The following is a 21731-nucleotide window of genomic DNA, read 5'->3' on the forward strand; positions in this document are numbered from 1 at the left end:
GTTCCTTGGGAGCCAGGCTTCAGGCAGCGTCGGCAAGATCGTCGATCTTGCGCTGCAGGGTTTCACGATTGGCAGCGGCGGCATCGCTGGCGGCCAACGCCTTCTCGAACGCACCCCGGGCCGCCTTGCGGTCGCCCTGCGCCAGCTTGATGTCACCGCGCAGTTCCTCGGCCAGGGCGGCGTAGCTCTCGCTGACGCCATCGAGCAGGCTCAGCGCCTCGTCGAACTTGCCCTGCTGCGCCAGCACCCTTGCCTCGCGCAGCTTGGCCAGCGGCCGCAGTTCCTCATCGGCGGCGTTGGCGGCGACCCAGGCCAGCGGCGGCAGCGCCTCATCGTAGCGGGCGCGCTCTACCGCATGCTGGGCCAGACGCAGCATGGCCTGGGCGGCGTAGGGGGTATTGGCGTAATCGGTCTTGAGCTTGTCGCCGATGCTGCGTGCCTCATCGGCCTTGTCGGCCACAAGAGCGGTCTTCAGATCCTCGAACATCCGCGCGGCTTCGCCGGCACGCACCTCTTGATGCGACTTCCACTGCTCCCAGCCGAAGATGCCGCCCAGGCCCAGCACCAGGCCGGCCGCCAGCGGCATCCAGTTCTCGCGCCACCAGTTCTTGATTTGTTCGGCCTGGGCTTCGTCGTCGTAGTGCGACATGCGTGCTTCTCGTCTAGTAGTGAAGGCATCCGACCGGGCGGATGCGGAAAAGTTGTCTGGAGCCTTTGCAGCGGGGAAACAGCGGCGCCGCGAGGCTATTGGCGATCAGGCCGCCGGCAGCAAGCCCGGCAGGCGAGCGACCAGCTCGGACAGCGCCAGTTCCTGGTCCGGCAGGGTCTGACGCAGCGATTTTACTTGAACCGCGCCTCGGGCCAGTTCCGCCTCGCCCAGCACCAGGGCCAGGCTGGCGCCGGACTTGTCGGCACGGCCCAGCTGGCTCTTGAGCTTGCCACCGCCGGCATTGAGCACCAGGCGCAGGCCGGGCAGCTGCTCGCGCAGTTCCTCTGCAAGCTTGCGGGCAGCGCGTTCGGCCGCCTCGCCCAGGGTGCAGAAATACACCTGGGAGCCGGCGGGAGGCAGGTTCGCCGCCTGCGCCTGCAACAGCAGGATCAGGCGCTCGACCCCGGCGCCAAAACCCACCGCCGGCGTCGGCGCGCCACCCATCTGTTCGACCAGGCCGTCGTAGCGGCCGCCGGCGCAGACCGTGCCCTGGGCACCAAGCTGGCGGGTAGTCCACTCGAACACGCCCTTGGTGTAGTAGTCGAGGCCGCGCACCAGGCGGGTGTTGACCACATAGCCGATGCCGAGATCGGACAAGCCCTGCTGGAAGCCCTCGAAATGGCTGAGCGAGTCGGCCTCCAGGTAGTCGAGCAGCTTCGGTGCCTCGCTGACGATGGCCTGGGTGGTCGGCACCTTGGAGTCCAGCACCCGCAGGGGATTGCTGTGCAGGCGGCGCTTGGAGTCCTCGTCGAGGCTGGCCTCGTGGCGTTCCAGGAAGGCGACCAGCGCGGCGCGGTAGGCCGCCCTCGCCTCCTTGCCGCCCAGCGAGTTGATCTCCAGCGTCAGATCACGAAAGCCCAGGCGCTTGAACAAGCGCGCCGACAAGGCGATGACCTCGACATCGACATCCGGCCCGGCCATGCCGTAGGCCTCGACGCCGATCTGGTGGAACTGCCGGTAGCGCCCGGCCTGCGGCCGCTCGTAGCGGAACATCGGGCCGGCGTACCAGAAGCGCTGCTGCTGGTTGTGCAGCAGACCGTGCTCGATGCCGGCGCGCACGCAGCCGGCGGTGCCTTCGGGGCGCAGCGCGATCTCCTCGCCACCACGGTCGGCGAAGGCGTACATCTCCTTCTCCACCACGTCGGTGACCTCACCCACGGCGCGCTTGAACAGCTCGGTGCGCTCGACAATGGGTAGGCGAATCTCGCCATAGCCATAGGCGCCGAACACCTCGGCGGCGGTCGCGAAAACATGCCGCCACAGCGCCGAATCGGCGGGCAGCACGTCGTTCATGCCACGAATGGCCTGGATGGATTTGCTCATGGGAAAACTCTTAAAGGGAGGCGTCGGCCATGGCGCTTCAGGCTGCGGCCTTGCGCTCCGCGAGCTTGGCGCGCACCAGCTTTTCCAGCTCGTCGACCAGCTGTTCGTTGTGGGCCTTGTGCCGGATGCTGCCGTCGACATAGATCGAATTCGGCCGGCCGCCGGCCACGCCCAGCGCCGCTTCGCGGGCCTCGCCGGGGCCATTGACCACGCAGCCGATGACCGCGAGGTCGATGGGCTCGGAGACGTCTTCCAGCCGCGACTCCAGCTCGTTGACGGTCTTGATCACGTCGAACATCTGCCGCGAGCAGCTCGGGCAGGCAACCAGATTGATGCCGCGATGGCGCAGGTGCAGGGACTTCAAAATGTCCCAGCCCACCTTCACCTCTTCCACCGGATCGGCGGCGAGCGAGATGCGGATGGTGTCGCCGATACCGTCGGCGAGCAGCATGCCCAGGCCGATGGAGGACTTCACCGCGCCACTGCGCAGGCTGCCGGCCTCGGTGATGCCCAGGTGCAGCGGCTGGTCGATGAGCGTGGCCAGCTTGCGGTAGGCCTGCACGGTCATGAACACCTCGCTGGCCTTCAGCGACACCTTGAAGTCCTCGAAGTTGTGCTTCTTCAGGATCTCGATGTGGCGCAGCGCCGATTCAACCAGGGCATCGGCATTGGGCTCGCCGTACTTCTCTTGCAATTCGGCTTCCAGCGAGCCGGCGTTGACGCCGATGCGGATCGGCACGCCGTGGTGGCGCGCGCAGGCGATCACCTCGGCGACCTTGGCGTCACTACCGATGTTGCCGGGATTGATGCGCAGGCAGTCGGCGCCCATCTCGGCGGCCTTGAGCGCGCACTTGTAGTTGAAGTGGATGTCGGCGATCAGCGGCAGGTCGACCTGCTTTCTAATCTCGCCAAAGGCCTCGCAGGCGGCGATGGTCGGCACCGACACACGCACCAGATCCGCACCCGCCTTCTTGGCGGCGAGGATCTGCGCCACGGTTGCCGCGACGTCCTCGGTCTTGGTGTTGGTCATGGTCTGCACCGTAACCGGCGCATCCCCGCCCACCAGCACCGAGCCGACACGAATCTGTCGCGACTTGCGCCGGCTGATCGTGTGCTTCGCCATCATCGCCATTGCAGCAGCCTCAGGGCAGCGTGATCAGGGAAGGGTGAAACGGGCGGTGTTGTTGCCCTTGGTGTACTGCGACATGTCCACCGGCTGACCGTTGAACTGGATGCTCACGCCCGGGGCATTGCCCAGAAAGATCGCGAACGGCGCCTCGCCGGCCACGGTCTGGCGGTCACCAGCCTGGATCACGCCGGACAGCAGCGACTTGCCGGTAGCGTCCTCGATGCGGGTCCAGGAGGTAGCATTGAACTGCAACTGCACCTCGGCGCGACCGGCGGCCGGCTTGGGCGCCGGAGTCGGGCTGGGCACGGTGGAACCCAGGCCGGGCGTCGGCGGCTGTGCCAGTGAAGGCGCCAGGGTCAGCGTCGCCGCCGGCGGCTGGGGCTGGCTGGGGTCCACAGAGACCGCCGCCTCCGGACTGAGGCCGCCACCACTGCTGGTCGCCGCCGGTGGAGGCGGCGCTGCCACCGGAGGATCGATCACTTCCGGGGCGGACTCCGCCGGAGTCACCACGCTGCCAGCGTTGGTCTCGTTGCCTCGCCGACTGCCCCAGAAGGCCAGCAGACCCAGCACCACACCGATCAGCACAATGCCGACCGCCAACTTCAGGCCCACCGGGCGGCTGCCGCCAAGGTCCTGCTCGCCGGCCAGGATCAGCTTCGAAGGCGGCGACGGCAGGCGCGGTGCCACCAGTTTTTCGTAAGCACCCAAAAGTTCGGCCTCGGACACCGGCAAAACCTTGGACAGCTTGCGGTAGTAACCACGCACATAGACCGGCTCGGAGAGCGTGGCGAAGTCGTCACGCTCCAGGGCATCCAGCGTGCCGCGCGCCAGTTTGATCTGGGCGCCCAGATCTTCGATGGAGAGACGTGCCTGTTCGCGGGCGCGGCGGATAAGGCGGCCCGGACCGGCAACGCCGGACTGGTTGCCGGCTTCGGAATTGAGATCGGTCATGGTGAAGGAAGAGGTCAGCCTGTAGCGTGGCGAGGGCAACTCGCGATTGTAGTCAGTAATGGCGTCAGCGCGGGCGCCCGAATCCGCCGCCGTGGCGGCCGTTCAACGCGGGATCACCACCTCGGAAAATTCGCTGCGCAGGCGCTGTTCGATATTCACGGCCGCGACCCTATCCCCCAGAGCCCGTTCGGCCTGCAGTGCCAGAAGCAAGGACTGCGCCGTGGCCGGGGCCACCCGGTCCCGGCGCTGCACGAAGGCCCGCACCCGCAGCCAGTCCTGGTTCTGGGCAGCCAGTGCCGCCATCTCCAGCAAGGCGTCAGCGTAGTTTGGATTGGCGTTCAGGGCCTCGCGGAAATAGCGCTCGGCCTTGGTCGGATCGCTGCGCCGCACGCAGACGCCGGCGTTGGTCCAGGCCGACTCGGGCGCGCCATAGCTGCGGTCGTTGGCGGCCTCCAGCAGCAGTTGCTCGCCCTCTCGGACCTTGCCGCGACCACACTGGAACACCGCGAAGTTGTTGCGCGCGAAGGGGTCCTTGGGGTCCAGCGACAGGGCACGCCGGTAGTGCTGCTCGGCCAGCGTCTCTTCACCGCGCTTGGCGTAGAGCAGCGCCAGGGCACCGTGGGTGGGCGCATAGCCGGAGTCCTGCTCCAGGGCGCGCTTGAGCTTGTCCATGGCCAGGTCGAACTGCCCCTTGCGGGCGTACTCGATGCCCAATTGGGTGTTGGTGCGCGCCGCCTCGCGAAAGTTGGGCTCGATCGGCTTCTCGCCGGCGCCGTACTCGGTGACGCAGGCGCTCAGCAGGCCAAGCAGCAGGACGACACCGAGGCGCTTCATGCCGCCGGCTCCGTCCGCACCCGCACGTCGGAAAGCCGCTGCTTCTGCTTGGACGCCACCTTGCCGACCAGCTGACCGCAGGCGGCATCAATGTCGTCACCACGGGTCTTGCGGGTGGTGCAGACGATGCGCCGGCTGCGCAGGATGTCGGCAAAGGCGGCGATGCGCTCGGGAGAGGAGCGCCGGTAGCCAGCCTGCGGGAAGGGATTGAAGGGGATGAGATTGACCTTGGCCGGCATGTCGCCCAGCAAGCGGGCCAGCTCCTTGGCCTGCGCCGGACTGTCGTTGACACCGTCCAGCATCACGTACTCGTAGACGATGTGCGCCTTGTGGTTCTTGCCATCGGTGTAGCGGCGGCAGACCTCCATCAGTTCGGCGATCGGGTACTTGCGGTTGATCGGCACCAGCTCGTTGCGCAGCCCGTCGTTGGGGGCGTGCAGCGACACCGCCAGGGCCACATCGACGTCTTCCTTCAGCCGCTCGATGAACGGCACCAGGCCAGAGGTCGAGACCGTGACCCGGCGCTTGGACAGACCAAAGCCGAAGTCGTCGAGCAGGATGCGGATCGCGGTCACCACCGGCTGGTAGTTGGCCAGCGGCTCGCCCATGCCCATGAACACGATGTTGGAAATCACCCTCTCGTTCTGGAAGTCACCTCCCAGCGCTCGGGCTGCGAACCAGACCTGGGCGATGATCTCCGCCGTGGTCATGTTGCGGTTCAAGCCCTGCTTGCCGGTGGAGCAGAACGAGCAGTCCATGGCGCAACCCACCTGGCTGCTGATGCACAGCGTGCCGCGGTCGGTTTCCGGAATGTAGACGGTCTCGACGGCATTGCCGCCGTCGAGCCGGAGCACCCACTTGCGGGTGCCGTCCTTCGAGGTCTGCTCGGTCACCAGTTCGGGGTGACGGATCTCGAAGTGCTGCTTCATGCGCTCGCGCAGATCCTTGGCGATGTTGGTCATGCCGTCGAAGTCGTCGAGACCCCGGCGGTAGATCCACTGCATCACCTGATCGGCGCGAAAGGGCTTTTCGCCCATGGCCGCGAAGCACGCGCGCAGTGCCTCCCGATCCAGCCCGAACAGATTGGTGAGATGTGAGGCGTGAGGCGTGAGACGTGAGGGAGCAGAGCCCTCCCCGCTTTCCGCTTCAAGTTTTGTCGCCTCACTCCTCACACCTAACTCCTCACGGTCTTAGCGGGTGCGCGGGCACAGCTCGATGCTGCGGAAGAAGTACGCGATCTCGTTCTTCGCGTTTTCCAGGCTGTCGGAACCGTGGGCGGCGTTCTCGTCGATGGAGTCGGCGAAGTCGGCGCGGATGGTGCCCGGCGCGGCGTTCTTGGGGTTGGTGGCGCCCATCACGTCGCGGTAGACCTGCACGGCGTTCTCGCCTTCCAGGGCCTGCACCAGCACCGGGCCGGAGGTCATGAACTTGACCAGATCCTTGAAGAACGGACGCTCGCTGTGCACGGCGTAGAAGCCTTCGGCTTCAGCCTGGGTCAGATGCATCATGCGGGCGGCGACGACCTTCAGGCCGGCGTCTTCGATGCGGGCGATGATGGCGCCGATCTTGTTCTTGGCGACGGCGTCAGGCTTGAGGATGGAGAGGGTGCGTTCAATGGCCATGGATGAAGTCCTGCGGGAGGTTACGAAACTCGCGAGTCCAAGACGGACAGGCCCATTCGGGCCAAAAATATCGCTTAGCTGACTATTGTAACCCGCGACCGCTACATATTGATGCAGCGCACCATCCTGGCGCACATCCGACTTCAGACCGCGAAGCTTTCCCCGCAGCCGCACTGGGCCTTCACGTTGGGGTTGATGAACTTGAAAGCCTCGTTCAGGCCCTCGCGCTGGAAGTCCAGGGTCAGCCCATCGAGCTTGTCGAGATGCTCGCGCTTGACCACCACCTTGGCGCTACCGGCTTCGTAGACTTCGTCGTCGGCGGCGACTTCATCGGCGTAGTCGAGCACGTAGGCCCAGCCCGAGCAGCCGGACTTCTTCACCCCCACCCGCAGCCCCACACCCTTGCCGCGCTTGGCGAGCTGGGCGGTGATGCGCTTGGCGGCGGAGTCGGTGAGCTGGATCATGGGCCTACGGGAATCTGGCGAAGCAGGTCTTCGCCCATGAGGGCACAGTGGAGCTTGTCCTCGGGAATTTCAAGCGCTGCCCTCAATTGCCGGACATCCAGCGCCCTCAATGCGGCCGGCGTCTGGCCCAGCGCCTGGCGCGCCAGCCAGCTGCCGACGGCAATGCCGACCGGACAGCCCAGCGCCTGGAAGCGCGCCTCCGCCACCCGTCCGTCGTCGCCCAGGCGCAGTTGCAGGCCCAGCGTGGAAGCGGCGGCGCGGTTCTCGGCATGCAGGCTCACGAGGCCCGGCGTCCCGGCAGGGAAACGGCCGGCGTATTCGCCGGCGCTGGAGAACTGCTGCCAGACCGCCGGCGGGTAGCCGTAGACATTGTCAGCCGGGGGCGGGGACACAGCGCCCTGCCCCGCCGGCTCGCCGTTGATCTCCCGCAGCCAGAGCACTGCTTCGATCACCCGGGCAGCGGCCTGGTCGATTTCCGCCTCGGTGTTGGCGCGGCCCAGCGAGAAGCGCAGCGAGGCATTGGCCAGTGCGTCGTCGCGCCCCAGCGCGCGCAGCACGTAGGAGGGCTCGCGGGTGGCGCTGGAGCAGGCCGAGCCGGAGCTGACCATCAGGGCCGGCAGCATGGCCCGCAGGGCTTCGCCTTCGACGCCGGCGAAGCTGACATTGAGGATGTGCGGCGCGCCCGCAGCACTGCCGTTGCGCAGCACCCGCGGCAGGGCCGACAGCCGCGTCCAGAGTCGGTCGCGCAGCGCAGCGTAGTGGGCCGCGTCGGCCAGCTGCCGCTCGGCGGCGAGGCGGAAGGCCTCGCCCATGCCGGCGATCTGGTGCGGCGCCAGCGTGCCGGAACGCATGCCCTGCTCGTGTCCGCCGCCGTGCATCTGCGGGCTCAGCCGTGCTCGCGGCCGCTTGCGCACGAACAGGGCACCGACGCCCTTGGGGCCATAGAGCTTGTGCGCCGACACCGAGAGCAGGTCGATGGGCGTCTCGGCCAGATTGATCGGCAGCTTGCCGGCCGCCTGCACGGCATCGACATGGAACAGCACCCCGCGCTCGCGCAGCAGCGGTGCCAGTTGCTCCACCGGATTGATGCTGCCCAGTTCGTTGTTCACCCACATCAGCGAGACCATGGCGGTGGCCGGCGTCAACGCCGCCAGCACCGTCTCGGCGCGGATCACGCCCTCGGCGTCCGGCTTCAGCCAGGTGACGCGCAGGCCACGGCTTTCCAGGTAGCGCACGGTGTCGAGCACGCATTTGTGCTCGGTGCGGGCAGTCACCAGATGCGCGCCCTCCAGGCCGCGGAACTCCAGCGCGCCCTTGATCGCCAGATTGTTGGACTCGGTCGCCCCCGAGGTGAACAGGATTTCCTCGGGGGTGGCGCCCAGCAGCGCCGCCAACTGCGCCCTGGCCCGCTCCACACCCTGCTTGGCCAGGCGACCGAACGCATGGTCGGAGGCGGGATTGCCGTAGTGCTCCTGCAGCCAGGGCCGCATGGCCGCGTAGACCTCGGGGGCCAGAGGCGTGGTGGCGGCGTGGTCGAGATAGATGGCTTTCATGGGGCGCGCAGTGCAACGGCAGCGCGCGCAGACGTCAAGGGCTCCGCCAGAAATCGCTCGGGCACGGCTGCGATTCCAGTTTCGGCGGAAATACGAGACCTAGTTCGCATTTTTCTGAAATTCTCATTGCAATCAATATGCTGCCTTATGCGCACCGCGGGCTGGCCATACCTCAGTCGGCGCTCATACCCGAGCAGCAACCATACAGCTGTAAACGAATCGTCTATAAGAAATCCTTAAGCCCCCATCAAAAACAATAGCTGGGCTCGAGGGAACGATGACGAGTAGCCAAGGACGGATTGGAGTCGGACAGCAGCTGGATGAACTTGTCGCGGCCGGCGCCGCCGCGCCGCGTAGCGCCAACTCCGAGGCTTTTGTACTGGATGCCTGCCGCCATTCCGGCCTGGACCCCAGGAGCATCAAGCCGCATGAGGCGCAGTACCGGCTGATCGACAGCGAGGGCGGCCTGCAGACCGGCCTGAGCTTCAGCAGCGGCCTGGAAGCGGATGGCGAGCCCCTGCGGCTGGGCGACTACATCGCCGCCCAGCTGCGCCACGATCCGGAAGCCCTGGCGCGGGCGGTCTGGGCGACTGAATCGTTCGCCGAACTCAAGGTCTTTTTGCGGGCTCTGCGCGCCCTGGTGCGCTATAGCCGCGAGGCTGACGGCCGACTACGCGGCGATGTCATCCCCTGCCTGCTGATCGAGCGCCTGATCGAGCGCATCGAACAGGGGGAAACCCTGAACAATAACGGCGATCTGCTCAGCGACGCGATCACCCGCGCGCTGGGCCTGCGGCGCAAGGTGCTGCTGCTGGATTACGGTCGTCGCCGCCAGGAATCCGCCCGCGACGGCGACAAGCCGCTAGGGCCGACGCAGGGCAAGTTCGTGGGGCTAGAGGATGGCCGCCAGCCGCCTGGCCAGCGTAGCTAGGAAGCGCTACCGCTGACGCGCAGTTCGTTGAGCACCCGCAGCAGGCCGTCCACCTCGGACTGCTGACTATCCTTGCCCAGGCTGACACGCACCGCGCCCTTGGCGGCCATCGGCTCCACGCCCATCGCCAGCAGGACATGGCTGGGCTCGCCGCTGCCACTGGCGCAGGCGGAACCACTGCTGACCGCGTAGCCACGACGGTCCAGATGCATCAACAGGGCTTCGCCATCCCAGCCGGCCAGCCCGAACTGCGTGGTGTTGGCCAAGCGCGGCGCACCATCACCGAACAGGCGCACCCCCGGCAGCGCCCGCAGGCCGGCATCCAGGCGCTCGCGCAGAGCCAACTGGTGCGCCATCCGCGTTTCCAACTCCTGCTGCGCCAACTCCGCGGCGGCGCCGAAGCCGACGATGGCAGGCAGATTCTCGGTGCCACCGCGCAGGCCCTTCTCCTGCGCGCCGCCGTGCAGCAGCGGATGCAGTTCGACCTCGGCACGCACCACCAGGGCGCCCACACCCTTGGGGCCGTAGAGCTTGTGGCTGGACAGGGTCAGCAGATCGGCGCCCAGGGTCGCGACGTCCAGGGGCAGCTTGCCGGCCGCCTGGGTGGCGTCCACATGCAACCAGCCGCCGGCGGCGTGGATCGCGGAGGCCCAGGGGGCAAGCTCGTGTATCACCCCGGTTTCGTTGTTGGCCCGCATCAGGCTGACCAAGCGCACCGGGCCTGCCCGCAGCTGTTGCCGGAACGCCGACTCCGCGATCCGACCCTGAGCATCGACGGCGATCACCTCAACCGGCCAGCCGGCCGCGCGCAGACTCTCGGCCGCCTCCATCACTGCCGGATGCTCGCTGGCGCCGTACAGGAGCCGGCCAGCCTGCCCTCCCTGGCAAACGCCTTTCAAGGCCAGGTTGTTGGCCTCGGTGCCACCGCTGGTCCAGATCAGTTCGCCGGGCTGCGCGCCGACCAAGGCCGCCACCTGTCCACGGGCGCGCTCCACCGCATCGCGAGCCAGGCGGCCATAGCGATGCAGGCTGGAGGGATTGCCGTACGGCCCCGACAGATAGGGCAGCATCGCTTCCAGCACCCGCGGATCGACCGGAGTACTGGCGTTGTGATCCAGATAGGCGGGCATTTGAGGGCCTCGGCCTCAGGCCGCCGGCTTGCTCGGAGCGGGTTCGCCGAACTCCGGGAGCGGCGAATGCGCGCTGCTCGGCAACGGCGCACCCAACCCCTGCAAGGCGGCGGTAAGGCGCTCGATCTGCGCGTCCTGCTCGCCTACCCTTTGCAACAGCGCCTGGATGGCTTGCGCCACCGGGTCCGGCATGTCGCGTGTCACTCCGTAGGCATCGAAGCCGTGCGCCGCCTGGGTGTCGGCGTCACTGATGATGCGTGCGGGGATGCCCACGGCGGTCGCGCCAGGCGGCACCGGCTTGACCACCACAGCATTCGAACCAATGCGCGCGCCGGCACCGACCGTGAAGCCGCCCAGAACCTTGGCACCGCCACCCACCACCACCTCGTCGCCGAGCGTGGGATGGCGCTTGGCACCCTTCTCCAGGCTGGTGCCGCCCAGGGTCACGCCCTGGTAGATGGTGACGTCATTGCCGATCTCGGCGGTTTCACCGATCACCACGCCGAGGCCATGGTCGATGAACAGGCGCCGGCCGATCACCGCACCGGGATGAATCTCGATGCCGGTGAACCAGCGGGCCAGGTGCGAGTTGAAGCGCGCAGGCCACTTCAGGCCGTGCGTCCACAGCCAGTGCGAGATGCGATGCCCCCAGACGGCGTGCAAGCCCGGGTAGCAGGTCAGCACCTCCCAGGTGGAACGCGCCGCCGGATCGCGGCTGCGGATGTTGTGGACGTCCTCGGCGATGGTGGACAGGATGCCCATGACGGAACCTAGCCTTCGGCCAGCGGTGGCAACAGGAGATCGGCGTTATTGCGCCGGCGCTTGGGTTTTTCAACCGTGGTGAGGATGCCGCGCAACAGATTCAGCTCGTTGAGGTCGGGCTGAGAGCGATTGAACAGGGTGCGCAGGCGCCGCATCAGCAGACGCGGGTTGTCGGGGTCGAGAAAGCCAGTCGCGAGCAAGACCCGCTCCAGATGCTCGTAGAACTGCTCGGTCTGCTCGGCGGTGGGCGGCTGGTACCAGGGGTGGTCGGGCTTGCTGGACTGCCGTGGCACCTCGGCGATGGCCGCCCGCCGCAGCACATAGCAGAGCACCTGCACCGCCTGCGCCAGATTCAGCGAGGAATAGCCGGGGTTGGTGGGGATGGCGACCACCGCATTGCAGCGGTCCAGCTCCTCGTTGGTGAGGCCGGTCTGCTCGTAGCCGAAAACCAGCGCCACCCGGCCATGCTCGGCGCGCACCACGGCCTGTTCGGCGAAGGCTTCCGGAGTCAGCGGTTCGTCGCCCAAGTGACGGGCGCGCGCCGAGGTGCCGACCACCCAGGCGCAGTCGGCGACGGCCTCCTCCAAGGTTGAGGTAACCCGCGCCTCATCGAGCACCACCATCGCCCCCGAGGCCTGGGCCCGCGCCTGCGGATGCGGGTAGCGCTCGGGCTCGACCAGGGCCAGATCGCGCAGGCCCATGTTCATCATCGCCCGCGCGGTCGAGCCGATATTGCCCGGATGCTGGGTATGGCTCAGCACCACACGGAAGTTGGCGAGCCGGGGATCGAACAGCGGATCGCTGCGCGAGGAAGGGCGTTCGGAGGGGAGATTGGCCATAGCATGGTATTTTAAGCGCTTGCCTTCACTCGCTTTTTGCCATGCAGCCGCTTGCCAACATCGCCGTCCTCGCCGCCCGCGCCGCCGGTAACTTCATCATGCGCAACTACGACCGCGTCGATGCGCTGAAGATCGAGCGCAAGGGCAAGAGCGACTTCGTGACGCAGGTGGACCGCGGCGCGGAGAGCGAGATCGTCAAGATCATCCGCAAGCATTACCCCGAGCACGCCATCCTGGGCGAGGAAGGCGGCGCCTCCGGCCGCGATGGTGAGGTGCGCTGGATCATCGACCCGCTGGATGGCACCACCAACTTTCTGCACACCCTGCCCCACTTCGCGGTCTCGATTGGCGTGGAAGTGCGCGGCCGCCTGGAGCACGGCGTGATCTACGCGCCCTGCACCCAGGATCTCTACGTTGCCAGCCGCAACGAAGGCGCCACGCTCAACAACAAGCGCATCCGCGTCAGCAAGGCTAAGGACATGGAAGACGCCCTGATCGGCACCGGCTTCCCGATCCGCAACCCGGAGACACTGGACACCTACCTGCCGATGATGCGCCGCGTCGCCGAGAACAGCGCCGGCCTGCGCCGCGCCGGCTCGGCCGCGCTGGACCTCGCCTATGTCGCCGCCGGCCGGCTGGATGGCTTCTTTGAACTCAACCTCAAGCCCTGGGACATCGCCGCCGGCATCGTCATCGTCCAGGAGGCTGGCGGTGGCGTGACCGGCCTGTGCGAGGGCGAGCTGCTGGAGCACGGCAACATCCTTGCCGCCACGCCCAAGATGCTGGCGCCGCTGAAAGACTTGCTGGGCAAGGTCGACTAAGGCCGCCAACGAATCTCGGCGGAATCGAGCGGGCAGGTCACAACAACGGCCTGCATCCGCTAGCCAGCCGCTTAGCTAAGCGAACTGTTGCTGGAACTGCTGCCAGAAATCGGCCAGCTTCTGCGGTGGTAAATCATTGATGCCAGCCGCCGCAGCTCGTCCGCCCCCAGTCGGGAAGCGACGGCAAAGCTCGTCGGCCCCCCGCTTGTTGCTCATCGGTGCGCGGACACTGACCAAGTAATGTCCGGTCGGTTTCTCGGTCAGCACCGCGTGCGCCCGCCCCGGATTAAGATTGGCGAGGTCATTGCTGTAGACGCCGCCTACGCGACGTGCCCAAGGCTGGTCCGGCAGGATGAACAAGGCCGCAGTCTCGGTGGCGGATTCGGCGCGGGTCGCCGAGGCAAGAGCCATGTCCGCCTCGTAACCTTCAGCCAGCCGCCTGTAGTGCACCTTGCCATCGCTGATGAACTCCAGCGGGCTCGCGTACCGACTGACTAGTCTGTACAACTCTTCCGGCGCGAACAGCAGGTCCTCGACCTTTTCGCCGTAGCCGTTGTAGTTCATATAGGTGCCAAGCAGCTCCAGCTGCCGCAGCGGTGCTTCCTCCAGCTGCAGCGACTTGGCGATGATCTCGGCGCTCTTGTTGAGGTTGTCACCAAATGCGCCCACCACCGCCCAGGCCGCGAAGCGATTCTTCAGATGGCCGTTCACCAACAGGCTGGTGCAAACGTCGGCGGCCTCATTGATGATCGACGAATAGCTCGGATGCACCGGCTGCTCGCCCGCGAAGTGATGATCGACATAGAAGACCTGCGCACCCGCCGCCAGCAGACGGACGACGTCGTCGCGGTTCTTGTCGAGCGACACGTCCAGCACCGTCACCGCGTCGCCCGCGCCGGCGCTGACCCGCCCCAGCAACTCGATGTCGCGCTTGACGCCAGTCACAAGCAGGGACTCACGCGGCTGGGCGAGCCGCAACTGGGTCAGAGCACAGATGCCGTCGGCGTCGCCGTTGAAGACATCAACGAAGGCCATCGCCTCAACCTCCGAGGCTCTGGTAATAGTCCATCAGCACCTTGGCAACTTCCGGCCGGGAGAATTCCGGCGGCGGCGCAATGCCCTGCCCCAGCATCTGGCGAACCTTGGTGCCGGACAGCTGGATGAAATCCTCGGCAACGTGATCGGCCGCTTCCCGCATCATCACCACATGACCGAGCTTCTTGCTGTAGGCAGTGTTGTCGGCCCGGAATATCTCGATCTGCAAGGCACCGGCAGGCACCGCGGTATCAAAAATGGTCTGTGCGTCGAACGGTCCGTAATAGTCGCCAACTCCGGCGTGATCGCGGCCGACGATCAGATAGTCCGTGCCCATGTTCTGGCGGAACACTGCATGCAGCACCGCTTCACGCGGACCGGCGTAGAGCATGTCGAAGCCGTAGCCGGTGATCATCACCGTGTTCGGTTCGAAGTAGAGATCGACCATCTTGCGGATGCAGGCATCGCGCACCGGCGCCGGAATATCGCCCTCTTTGAGCTTGCCGAGCAGCATGTGGATCACGATGCCGTCGGCGCCTAGGCGCTCCTTAGCCATGCGACAGAGCTCCTCATGAGCGCGGTGCATGGGATTGCGGGTCTGGAATGCGACCACCTTGTTCCAGCCACGCTTGGCGATCTCCTCACGGATCTGCACTGCGGTCCTGAAGGTCTCCGGGAACTCGTCCTGGAAGTAGCTGTAGTTGAGCACCTCGATTGGCCCCGACAGCAGGGTGTTGCCCAGCCCGAGAAAAGTGGCGACGCCCGGGTGCTTGGGGTCGAGATTGCCGAAGATTTTCTCGGCCATGAATTTCAGCTGTTCCTCGCTGACCGTCTCCACCGCCTGCACATCCATGATCGCCAGCACCGGATGGCCGTCGACATTCGGGTCACGCAGCGCGATGCGGCCCGGCTTGATGCCGGCCTCCTTGGTCAGGTTGACGATGGGAACCGGCCAGAACAAGCCCGCCGTGGTCACCAGCGACTCCGCCACCTTGAGCGAGTCCGCGAGGTTCATGTAGCCCTGGAGCGGATTGAAGTAACCGGCGCCGAGCATCACCGCATTGGCCGCCGCCGCCGAATTGAGCAGGAGGCTGGGGAGCTTGGCCGCCTCCGCTACCAAGGCGGCGCGGCGGGCCGGGTCTGCAACGTAGCGAGGCTGGAGCTGGTCGGAACCGTGGGGCTTGATCATGGAGCGCGTCTCGGGTGGTTCCCCCCATTGGGAGGACTTGATGTCAATGAAATGGTTGCACGACGTCCGCAGTCCCAGCGCTGGGGTAGGTCTGCCCGACCCCAGTCAGTCTGACTCTTGCGAAGACGAGAACCATGAAAACACAGCGGCACAAATTGTTAAGCAAACAGCTTCACAGAATCATCTTCACGCCAACCGCGACCAGCGCGATGGCGATGCCACCACGCAACAACCCTTCGGGAGCACGCGAACTGGCCATGGAGCCAAGGATCACGCCGGGGATGGAGCCCAGCAGCAGCGCTCCCAACAGGCCGAAGTTGATGTTGCCCATCAGCACATGTCCTGAGCCCGCCAGGATGGTCAGCGGAATCGCATGCACGATATCAGTTCCCACCAGCCGGTTGGCGGTCATGCGACGGGGGTACAGGTACAGCAACATAACGGCGCCAAGAGCCCCCGCACCCACCGAGGTAAACGTCACCAGAAATCCCAGTATCGCTCCGGCGACCACAGTCAAGACCGGCTGGGCCCGCCGGAACCGGGCTGGTGCCTGCTCGCGCAATCTCTGACCGACAGCATGAAAACGCTTTTTGAAGAGCATCGCGACCGCGGTCAGGATCAGCACCCCACCGAGCGCTCGCAACATCAACCCATTCTGGCTATGCCCGACGCCGGAAAAATGGAGCCATAGCAGCGTCGCAATCGCGGCCGGCAGACTGCCGGAGCAGAGGCGCCGAAACACCTGCCAGTCCACCATGCCGCGATGCCCGTGCACCGAGCCTCCGACGATCTTGGTGATCGCCGCGAACCACAGATCCGTGCCAACCGCCGTGGCGGGAGCCACACCAAACAGCAGAACGAGGATCGGCGTCATCAACGCACCGCCGCCAACGCCGGTAAGCCCGACCAGCACCCCCACACCAAATCCGGCCAACGAATTAAACCAATCCAAACGGGTTCCCCTTTAGCTCACCATCTTCTCAGCCCCGACCCTGGCCTACCCCAGGCGTAAACTCCAAATATGCAAGGTTCTCGTCGCTCCCTTGAAACCGGGTGCCAGGCACACAAAGGGGATTTTTCGCAGCTGCGTCGCTTGCTTTACGACGCACCCCGCAGACAGCCAGGGAAACCGCAGACCTCTTCGCGGAGGGACGATTCCAGGACCAAGACCGAGTGAAGGCCAATGTCGGCCCGAGAGCCGACATTGGCAGACTAGAGTGATAACTCTGGCAACGACATCGACAAAGTCACCACTGAGATTCCGACAGCGCTCACTTCGCGGTTAGGCGATCGATCTGGAACACCGCCGAAATGGTCGGCAGCAACTGATTGATCACGCGGTTGTACTTGGCGAAATCGGTCGACCCTACGTAGATGATGTCTCGTGAACGAAGTGCAAACTGCTCGGCCAGCAACAGGCTCTCTGGCTGCGTGAGGTCCATCGAATAGACCTTGGGTTGAGTTTCAGGAGCGGCATCCGCGGCAGGTGCCCGGAAGACGAACAAAGCTCGAGGGTTCGCAGACGCCGTTTGTAAGCCACCGCCAGTGGACAAAGCCTCAGCCAAGCTCATCTGGCTACGTTGCATCGGTATCGCCTGCTGCAGATTGAGCTCGCCGAGGAGGAAAACCTTCTCCCTCGATACATCGGGCACGTTCAGCACGTCACCAGCCTGAAGCAGCGCGTTGAAGGCATGCACCCCGCGCGCATACAGAGCCCCGAGATCCACGTCGTAAATCCTTCCGTCGCGCGCCAGCGTCGCGCGCGACCGATTGGCTGTTGCTGCCAAGCCGCCCCGCTCGTTGATGGCATCCAATACGCCTTTGGGCTGCTCGTCGAGAAACAGCACACCGGGCTGCACGACCTCGCCGGTAACGTAGATTCGCTGAGACCGGAACTGCGCCACTTTGACGTCAACCTGGGGGTCCCGGATGACCCGTGCCAAGTTCTTGGCCAGGTATTCGCGCACTTCGGCCAGCGTCTTGCCCTGGGCCTGGAATACGCCAACATTCGGGTAGAACATGCTGCCGTCGCGCGCCACCAAGCTTCCGGAAGCCGTGGGATCACCCAGCTGACCGAATGGGTTGGTGAGCTCCGGATGATCCCAGACGATGATGCTCAGCACATCGCCAGGTCCTACCCGATACTCGTAGGAGTCCGCGCCTTCGCTCACCGATTTCAATGGTGCCGGCAGGCCACCGACATCGACGGCAACCTGCTGGACGCGCGAGTCGGCTACCAATTGTGCCGTGATCGGAACGATCTCGATGTTCGCGCTGGTGGAACCATCGTCAATGTCATTGCGCATGCCTGGCGTAACGCTGCAGCCCGCGAGGAATGCTAATGAAAGCAATCCTGTGCCAACACCCATAATCTTCATTTTCAATTAACTCCTCAAAGAATTGAATTGCCGCATCCTCCGCGATGGGAGGATGCAACCAACCACACCACCCCTTTAAAGCATAGCCTGATTGATGACAAACCTCAGTCCCTCGCGTCAGGCAGATTCCACCTCAAACGATCATGGCTTAGAGAGGATTCTTTTGGTAATAATTCCCCGAACAATCATCGTCTTTGATTCAAATAAAACAAAAGCAAGATAACTAAAAATATAAGCAACAAAAACAAATAAAATAAGCAACATTAAATTTTTCCCAGACAACTCCCCTTGAGCCAGAGGAATTTTAAGGACGTGGGCGGTCATCACTCCGATAAAATTAATTATTGGCAAGTGAAACAAATACAAAGAATACGAGAACGAAGCGCTTTTTTTTCCAAAACCAACAACCCAAGGGGATATTTTTATAGATCCCATTTTTTTTTGGCGAAAAATAAAAATTAGTGCTGCAAATAGAAAAATAACAAGATAATCAAAGAGCAGCACTTTTGTTGGTTGGAGCGACATCGCTACAGTAGCCCCTCCAAGCGCAATTAGCCACACCACTCTTCCTCTTGCCTCGCGGCCAGCATCCTGTGCCAAGGCGGCGCCGAGAATCCAAGCCGGAAAATACAGCAAGATGCCCCCCTCGTTTGAAGGCTCATAGGCAGCATAAATTAGCAATATAACGATGAGCAAAGAAAGAATTATTTTATTAAAAAGTGGTGCCCGAGAAAAAAGGACAGCGGTTATTATTGGAAACAATACGTAATAAAAAACTTCATTAGCTATACTCCAATATGCACCATTGCTGCAAATAACAGGCACAATAATTTTATGCAGGAAAAATATATTTCCAATTATCACATCAAAAGACGGCGCACAATGCGCAACAGTGTCCTCGGTTCCACTGAATATAAACAGCAACGATAGGTATGCAAAAAAAACGGATATGAGAATTGCGGGTATAGCAACAATCCAAATGCGAACCATTCGGTCAACATAATAGCGCAACCAGAACTCTTTCCCGGCATGAACCTCATTTAATATCTTTCCGCCGATGAGATAGCCACTCATTACGAAAAACATCATGACGGCCTGATGCCCGTGTCCTGTAAATAGCTGAAGTGCACTGCTCGCAGCATTGTCTCCAGGGTTGGCGTCGCGAATCGTCCTCATGTCACCAAAAACCTGCAGTCGCGCGTGTAAAACTACGACGAGCAGCGCCGCAAATGCCCGCGCATAATCCAAGAAGCAGCTAATTGCCGCACCAAGGTAGGGCTTTTTATTCATAAATCTATTTAAAAAAATATTCGATGTATGGCATAAATTTGGCGCCACAACGAAGCCAATAGCAGATCAACGCATTTGCACCCACACTGAATAATTAAAAATCATCCAATTGAATAATTTTTTAAATTCAGCGATTCCTTCAATGCGTTTTATTATCGCCACGAATATATTTACGCCATTCTCTCTTGCCTGTTAATCCACGGCGGCCTCAGCCGAGAGCATGGCTTCTCGACGAGGGAGTAGGTGATCGCGGAGAGCAGCAAGGAAACAGTAAGAATCAAGAGGCCAGAAACGACCGATTTATCAAGCAAGACTCTTGATACGCTGATAATAGGCGCATGGATTAGATAAACGCTGAAGCTAATCCGCCCAATAACTACAAGAGGGCGAAGAGAGAGAGCACGCCTCAGAACAGTAGGGCCACCAAGCAACCCCAAAAGAACGGCTGCCCAGATTAGCGCGAACGTAAGATGTAAAGAATGAATATGCTCGGCAGGGGCCGGATCTTCAAAAATAAACGAGTACACCGCAGGTATAAGCACAATCCAAGCCGCGATGCCTGCAAAAAAAAGTACGGCGAACGGTGATGTCGAGTGAAAATTATTTATGCTTATCTTTTTCCCAATAAACGCGCATGCGCTCCCAACAATAAATATTGACAGATACGGAGAAAGCGATACATCAGAAGTCGCCGCAGGCCGGAGATACATTTCAGCAAAAAAAATTGCGCCGGCAGCAGCGGCGGCCGCCATTAATAAATTCCGTTGCGCGGCGACAACAAGAATATAAACAATAACCGGGAGAAAAAAGTAAAACTTGAACTCGACAGCGATGCTCCAAAGGACGCTTTTCCCAGCGAGCAATAGAACATGATCGAAGAACTCTTTACCATTAATTGAATAAGGAAAACCCCAGCCATTGGTGTAATTTCTGAGCAACAAAGTTGAAATCAGACTAACAACCAGAATAATCACATATAATGGGTAAATTCTGAAGAAACGTCGCCAGAAATAAGTCAACCAGAGTAAACCACTTCTCAGCTCTTGAGGAGTTTTGGTGACAAATGGGGTTGAGAGTAAAAATGCGCTCAGAACAAAGAATAAATAGACACCGGATTTTCCGATGCCGCTAAAATTTACGAATCCAAGCCCCAAGAAGCCAGCATTACTCAGATGGCTGGCAACAACTATAAGCACGGCAAGACCGCGAAGCCCATCGAGACACTCAATATGATCTCTTTGGTTCATCGAGCCAAGGGGTGAAAATAAATCACGCACCTTGTGTCCGAACCATGTGGCAAACTGAGGCGTCACGAAAACTCCTAGCTAAGCGCATAAAACCATTTATGTAGGTACTAAAAGCATCTACACCCCTGGCAGCTTCACGATGGAAATGCCAATGGCGAACCAGTTTTTCTATGCTTTCTGCGGCAAGGAAAAAATAGAAGGATTAATCCCCACATGAACAATGCAGAAATAGAGCAATACAGCGTTCCAAGTAATTAGCGCAAGAGCACTCGACCAGGCTGCTCCGACTGCGCCGTAGAGCGGAACTAGAACAAAAGAAGTTATAACATTAACCATCAGGCCAGCCATGATTCCGAAGGATGTAAACTTCGCTTTGCCAGCCATGTTCAGTACCGTACCCACGGAGCCGACAGCGGCGTTAAATAATTGCGCCATCGCGAGAATCCCGAGAACGAGAAATCCCGACTCGAATTCGGCTCCGAACAATTTGAGCAATTGCGGCCCTAGAAGCAGAAGTACGACCACTACCGGTACAGTTAACCAAAACGACCAAGAAGAAATGCCTTTGGCCGCCCGCTCAGTTGATGCGTGCTGCTTCGATGACAAGAGCTCAGCAAAGTAAGGGGCGGCTGCTGTATTAGATGCGTAAAGCGCCAGCACACATAAATCGGACAGCCGGCTCGCCACGTGGAACACGCCGACCTGATCGGGCGAGGAGAGGAATCCAAGCAAAAGAATGTCCGCACGATTATTGGCTACGGTTATCAGGCCAAGCGAAATGAATGGCAAAGCCTCATATAGCCAAGTTTTCTTTTGCGAGGCGGTGATTTCACTTCTCTGACTGTCCTCCTGTTCATCTTGCATAACGCTGGCAAGTTTCACTCGCAAGACAGCTGTACCAACGAGAAAAGCGATGAATCCAGCGATTACTGTTATCCATATAGCCGACGCGGTGCTCAAAAGTGCCGGTCGGAAGTTTGATAATATGGAAACTGCTATCAACAGAAGTGTTGGTCGAAGGAAAAGTTCCGGAATCTGCCCATGTGTGACAAATTTCAGCCCACGAAGCACCGCTTGGCGCAAGGCTGTTAATGCAAGCACGGGCACCAAAAACAAGGCCGCTTGGAGTCCGCCCTGTAGTTGAGGATCCAGGGGAAGGATTCGCCAATGAATTGCCACCGCAAGGAGTGCGGAAAGAATTATCGACACAATAGCCGTTAGAGTATTGGAGTATTTAATGAAGCCTCTTAGTGCTCCCCATTCCTTGTCAACTTTAAAAATTGCGACGATCCGCACCGCCAGCCGATCCAGTCCAAGACCTGAAGGAACGCTCAGTAGCGTTACTGCAGAAATCGCAAATGCATATGCTCCATAGCCATCAGGACCGATCGACCGCGCAAGCAGCAAGCTAGTGAGAAAAGCCGCGGCAATGCCATAAGCCTTAAGCACAACGGACGAGCCGGCGGCGAGCAGCACGCTACGAAGCAAGGGGGAAATACGCACTTTTCTGACCGTTCCGGGAAG

The 21731-nt window shown here is 62.0% G+C and carries 21 protein-coding genes; 2 read left to right on the top strand and 19 right to left on the bottom strand.

What is annotated here, in order from left to right; genetic code table 11:
- Nucleotides 1–19: 19 nt before the first annotated feature.
- The 9 genes from AC3WT6_RS10995 to AC3WT6_RS11035 form a co-directional block, all read right to left on the bottom strand.
- Nucleotides 20–649, bottom strand: a complete 630-nt coding sequence (locus tag AC3WT6_RS10995) for a YfgM family protein (RefSeq protein WP_492653616.1) — start codon at nucleotides 647–649, stop codon at nucleotides 20–22.
- A 105-nt stretch (nucleotides 650–754) separates the two neighbouring features.
- On the bottom strand, nucleotides 755–2032 hold the full coding sequence (hisS, locus tag AC3WT6_RS11000) for a histidine--tRNA ligase (protein ID WP_492653617.1): 1278 nt from the start codon (nucleotides 2030–2032) through the stop codon (nucleotides 755–757).
- A gap of 37 nt (nucleotides 2033–2069) precedes the next feature.
- Nucleotides 2070–3164, bottom strand: a complete 1095-nt coding sequence (gene ispG / locus AC3WT6_RS11005; protein ID WP_492653618.1) for a flavodoxin-dependent (E)-4-hydroxy-3-methylbut-2-enyl-diphosphate synthase — start codon at nucleotides 3162–3164, stop codon at nucleotides 2070–2072.
- Nucleotides 3165–3188: 24 nt separating this feature from the next.
- A complete protein-coding gene (locus tag AC3WT6_RS11010) occupies nucleotides 3189–4112 on the bottom strand; it encodes a RodZ domain-containing protein (RefSeq protein WP_492653619.1) in 924 nt (307 codons plus the stop codon).
- Nucleotides 4113–4214: 102 nt separating this feature from the next.
- Nucleotides 4215–4946, bottom strand: a complete 732-nt coding sequence (gene pilW, locus AC3WT6_RS11015; protein WP_492653620.1) for a type IV pilus biogenesis/stability protein PilW — start codon at nucleotides 4944–4946, stop codon at nucleotides 4215–4217.
- Nucleotides 4943–6028 (bottom strand): dual-specificity RNA methyltransferase RlmN, encoded by a 1086-nt coding sequence (gene rlmN, locus AC3WT6_RS11020; protein WP_492653836.1) that lies wholly within the window; start codon nucleotides 6026–6028, stop codon nucleotides 4943–4945. The genes pilW and rlmN overlap by 4 nt, the downstream gene beginning before the upstream one ends.
- 108 nt (nucleotides 6029–6136) lie before the next feature.
- Nucleotides 6137–6568, bottom strand: coding sequence for a nucleoside-diphosphate kinase (gene ndk, locus AC3WT6_RS11025; protein WP_492653621.1), 432 nt, complete (start codon nucleotides 6566–6568; stop codon nucleotides 6137–6139).
- A gap of 143 nt (nucleotides 6569–6711) precedes the next feature.
- Nucleotides 6712–7032, bottom strand: coding sequence for a HesB/IscA family protein (locus AC3WT6_RS11030; RefSeq protein WP_492653622.1), 321 nt, complete (start codon nucleotides 7030–7032; stop codon nucleotides 6712–6714).
- The gene (locus AC3WT6_RS11035; RefSeq protein ID WP_492653623.1) at nucleotides 7029–8585 is read right to left on the bottom strand and encodes an aminotransferase class V-fold PLP-dependent enzyme; all 1557 of its coding nucleotides are present in this window, start codon (nucleotides 8583–8585) and stop codon (nucleotides 7029–7031) included. The genes AC3WT6_RS11030 and AC3WT6_RS11035 overlap by 4 nt, the downstream gene beginning before the upstream one ends.
- Before the next feature lie 277 nt (nucleotides 8586–8862).
- Between AC3WT6_RS11035 and AC3WT6_RS11040 the strand changes: the two genes are divergently transcribed.
- Nucleotides 8863–9516: a hypothetical protein gene (locus AC3WT6_RS11040; protein WP_492653624.1), complete on the top strand. Its 654-nt coding sequence runs from the start codon at nucleotides 8863–8865 to the stop codon at nucleotides 9514–9516.
- Here AC3WT6_RS11040 and AC3WT6_RS11045 read toward each other — a convergent pair.
- Genes AC3WT6_RS11045 through AC3WT6_RS11055 form a run of 3 tightly spaced genes read right to left on the bottom strand, consistent with a single transcriptional unit; the run spans nucleotide 9513 to nucleotide 12247 of the window.
- On the bottom strand, nucleotides 9513–10646 hold the full coding sequence (locus tag AC3WT6_RS11045; protein WP_492653625.1) for a cysteine desulfurase family protein: 1134 nt from the start codon (nucleotides 10644–10646) through the stop codon (nucleotides 9513–9515). The genes AC3WT6_RS11040 and AC3WT6_RS11045 overlap by 4 nt on opposite strands.
- Nucleotides 10647–10661: 15 nt before the next feature.
- On the bottom strand, nucleotides 10662–11402 hold the full coding sequence (cysE, locus tag AC3WT6_RS11050) for a serine O-acetyltransferase (RefSeq protein ID WP_492653837.1): 741 nt from the start codon (nucleotides 11400–11402) through the stop codon (nucleotides 10662–10664).
- Nucleotides 11403–11416: 14 nt separating this feature from the next.
- Nucleotides 11417–12247, bottom strand: coding sequence for an RNA methyltransferase (locus tag AC3WT6_RS11055; RefSeq protein ID WP_492653626.1), 831 nt, complete (start codon nucleotides 12245–12247; stop codon nucleotides 11417–11419).
- A gap of 41 nt (nucleotides 12248–12288) precedes the next feature.
- Here AC3WT6_RS11055 and AC3WT6_RS11060 point away from each other — a divergent pair, with 41 nt between their 5' ends.
- Nucleotides 12289–13068: an inositol monophosphatase family protein gene (locus AC3WT6_RS11060; RefSeq protein ID WP_492653627.1), complete on the top strand. Its 780-nt coding sequence runs from the start codon at nucleotides 12289–12291 to the stop codon at nucleotides 13066–13068.
- A 75-nt stretch (nucleotides 13069–13143) separates the two neighbouring features.
- Here the strand turns inward: AC3WT6_RS11060 and AC3WT6_RS11065 are convergent, their stop codons facing one another.
- The 7 genes from AC3WT6_RS11065 to AC3WT6_RS11095 form a co-directional block, all read right to left on the bottom strand.
- A complete protein-coding gene (locus AC3WT6_RS11065; protein ID WP_492653628.1) occupies nucleotides 13144–14103 on the bottom strand; it encodes a DHH family phosphoesterase in 960 nt (319 codons plus the stop codon).
- A 4-nt stretch (nucleotides 14104–14107) separates the two neighbouring features.
- Nucleotides 14108–15292 carry a sulfate adenylyltransferase gene (sat, locus tag AC3WT6_RS11070; protein ID WP_492653629.1) on the bottom strand — a complete coding sequence of 395 codons (1185 nt, stop codon included), beginning with the start codon at nucleotides 15290–15292 and terminating at the stop codon, nucleotides 14108–14110.
- Between the two features lie 172 nt (nucleotides 15293–15464).
- Nucleotides 15465–16244, bottom strand: a complete 780-nt coding sequence (locus AC3WT6_RS11075) for a sulfite exporter TauE/SafE family protein (protein ID WP_492653630.1) — start codon at nucleotides 16242–16244, stop codon at nucleotides 15465–15467.
- Nucleotides 16245–16563: 319 nt separating this feature from the next.
- Nucleotides 16564–17670: a polysaccharide biosynthesis/export family protein gene (locus AC3WT6_RS11080; RefSeq protein WP_492653631.1), complete on the bottom strand. Its 1107-nt coding sequence runs from the start codon at nucleotides 17668–17670 to the stop codon at nucleotides 16564–16566.
- Nucleotides 17671–17811: 141 nt separating this feature from the next.
- A complete protein-coding gene (locus AC3WT6_RS11085; protein ID WP_492653632.1) occupies nucleotides 17812–18960 on the bottom strand; it encodes an acyltransferase family protein in 1149 nt (382 codons plus the stop codon).
- 170 nt (nucleotides 18961–19130) lie between these two features.
- Nucleotides 19131–20273, bottom strand: a complete 1143-nt coding sequence (locus AC3WT6_RS11090) for an acyltransferase family protein (RefSeq protein WP_492653633.1) — start codon at nucleotides 20271–20273, stop codon at nucleotides 19131–19133.
- Nucleotides 20274–20375: 102 nt separating this feature from the next.
- On the bottom strand, nucleotides 20376–21710 hold the full coding sequence (locus AC3WT6_RS11095; protein WP_492653634.1) for an oligosaccharide flippase family protein: 1335 nt from the start codon (nucleotides 21708–21710) through the stop codon (nucleotides 20376–20378).
- Nucleotides 21711–21731 lie beyond the last annotated feature (21 nt).

The sequence above is a fragment of the Stagnimonas sp. FW305-C-60 genome, assembly GCF_058782965.1.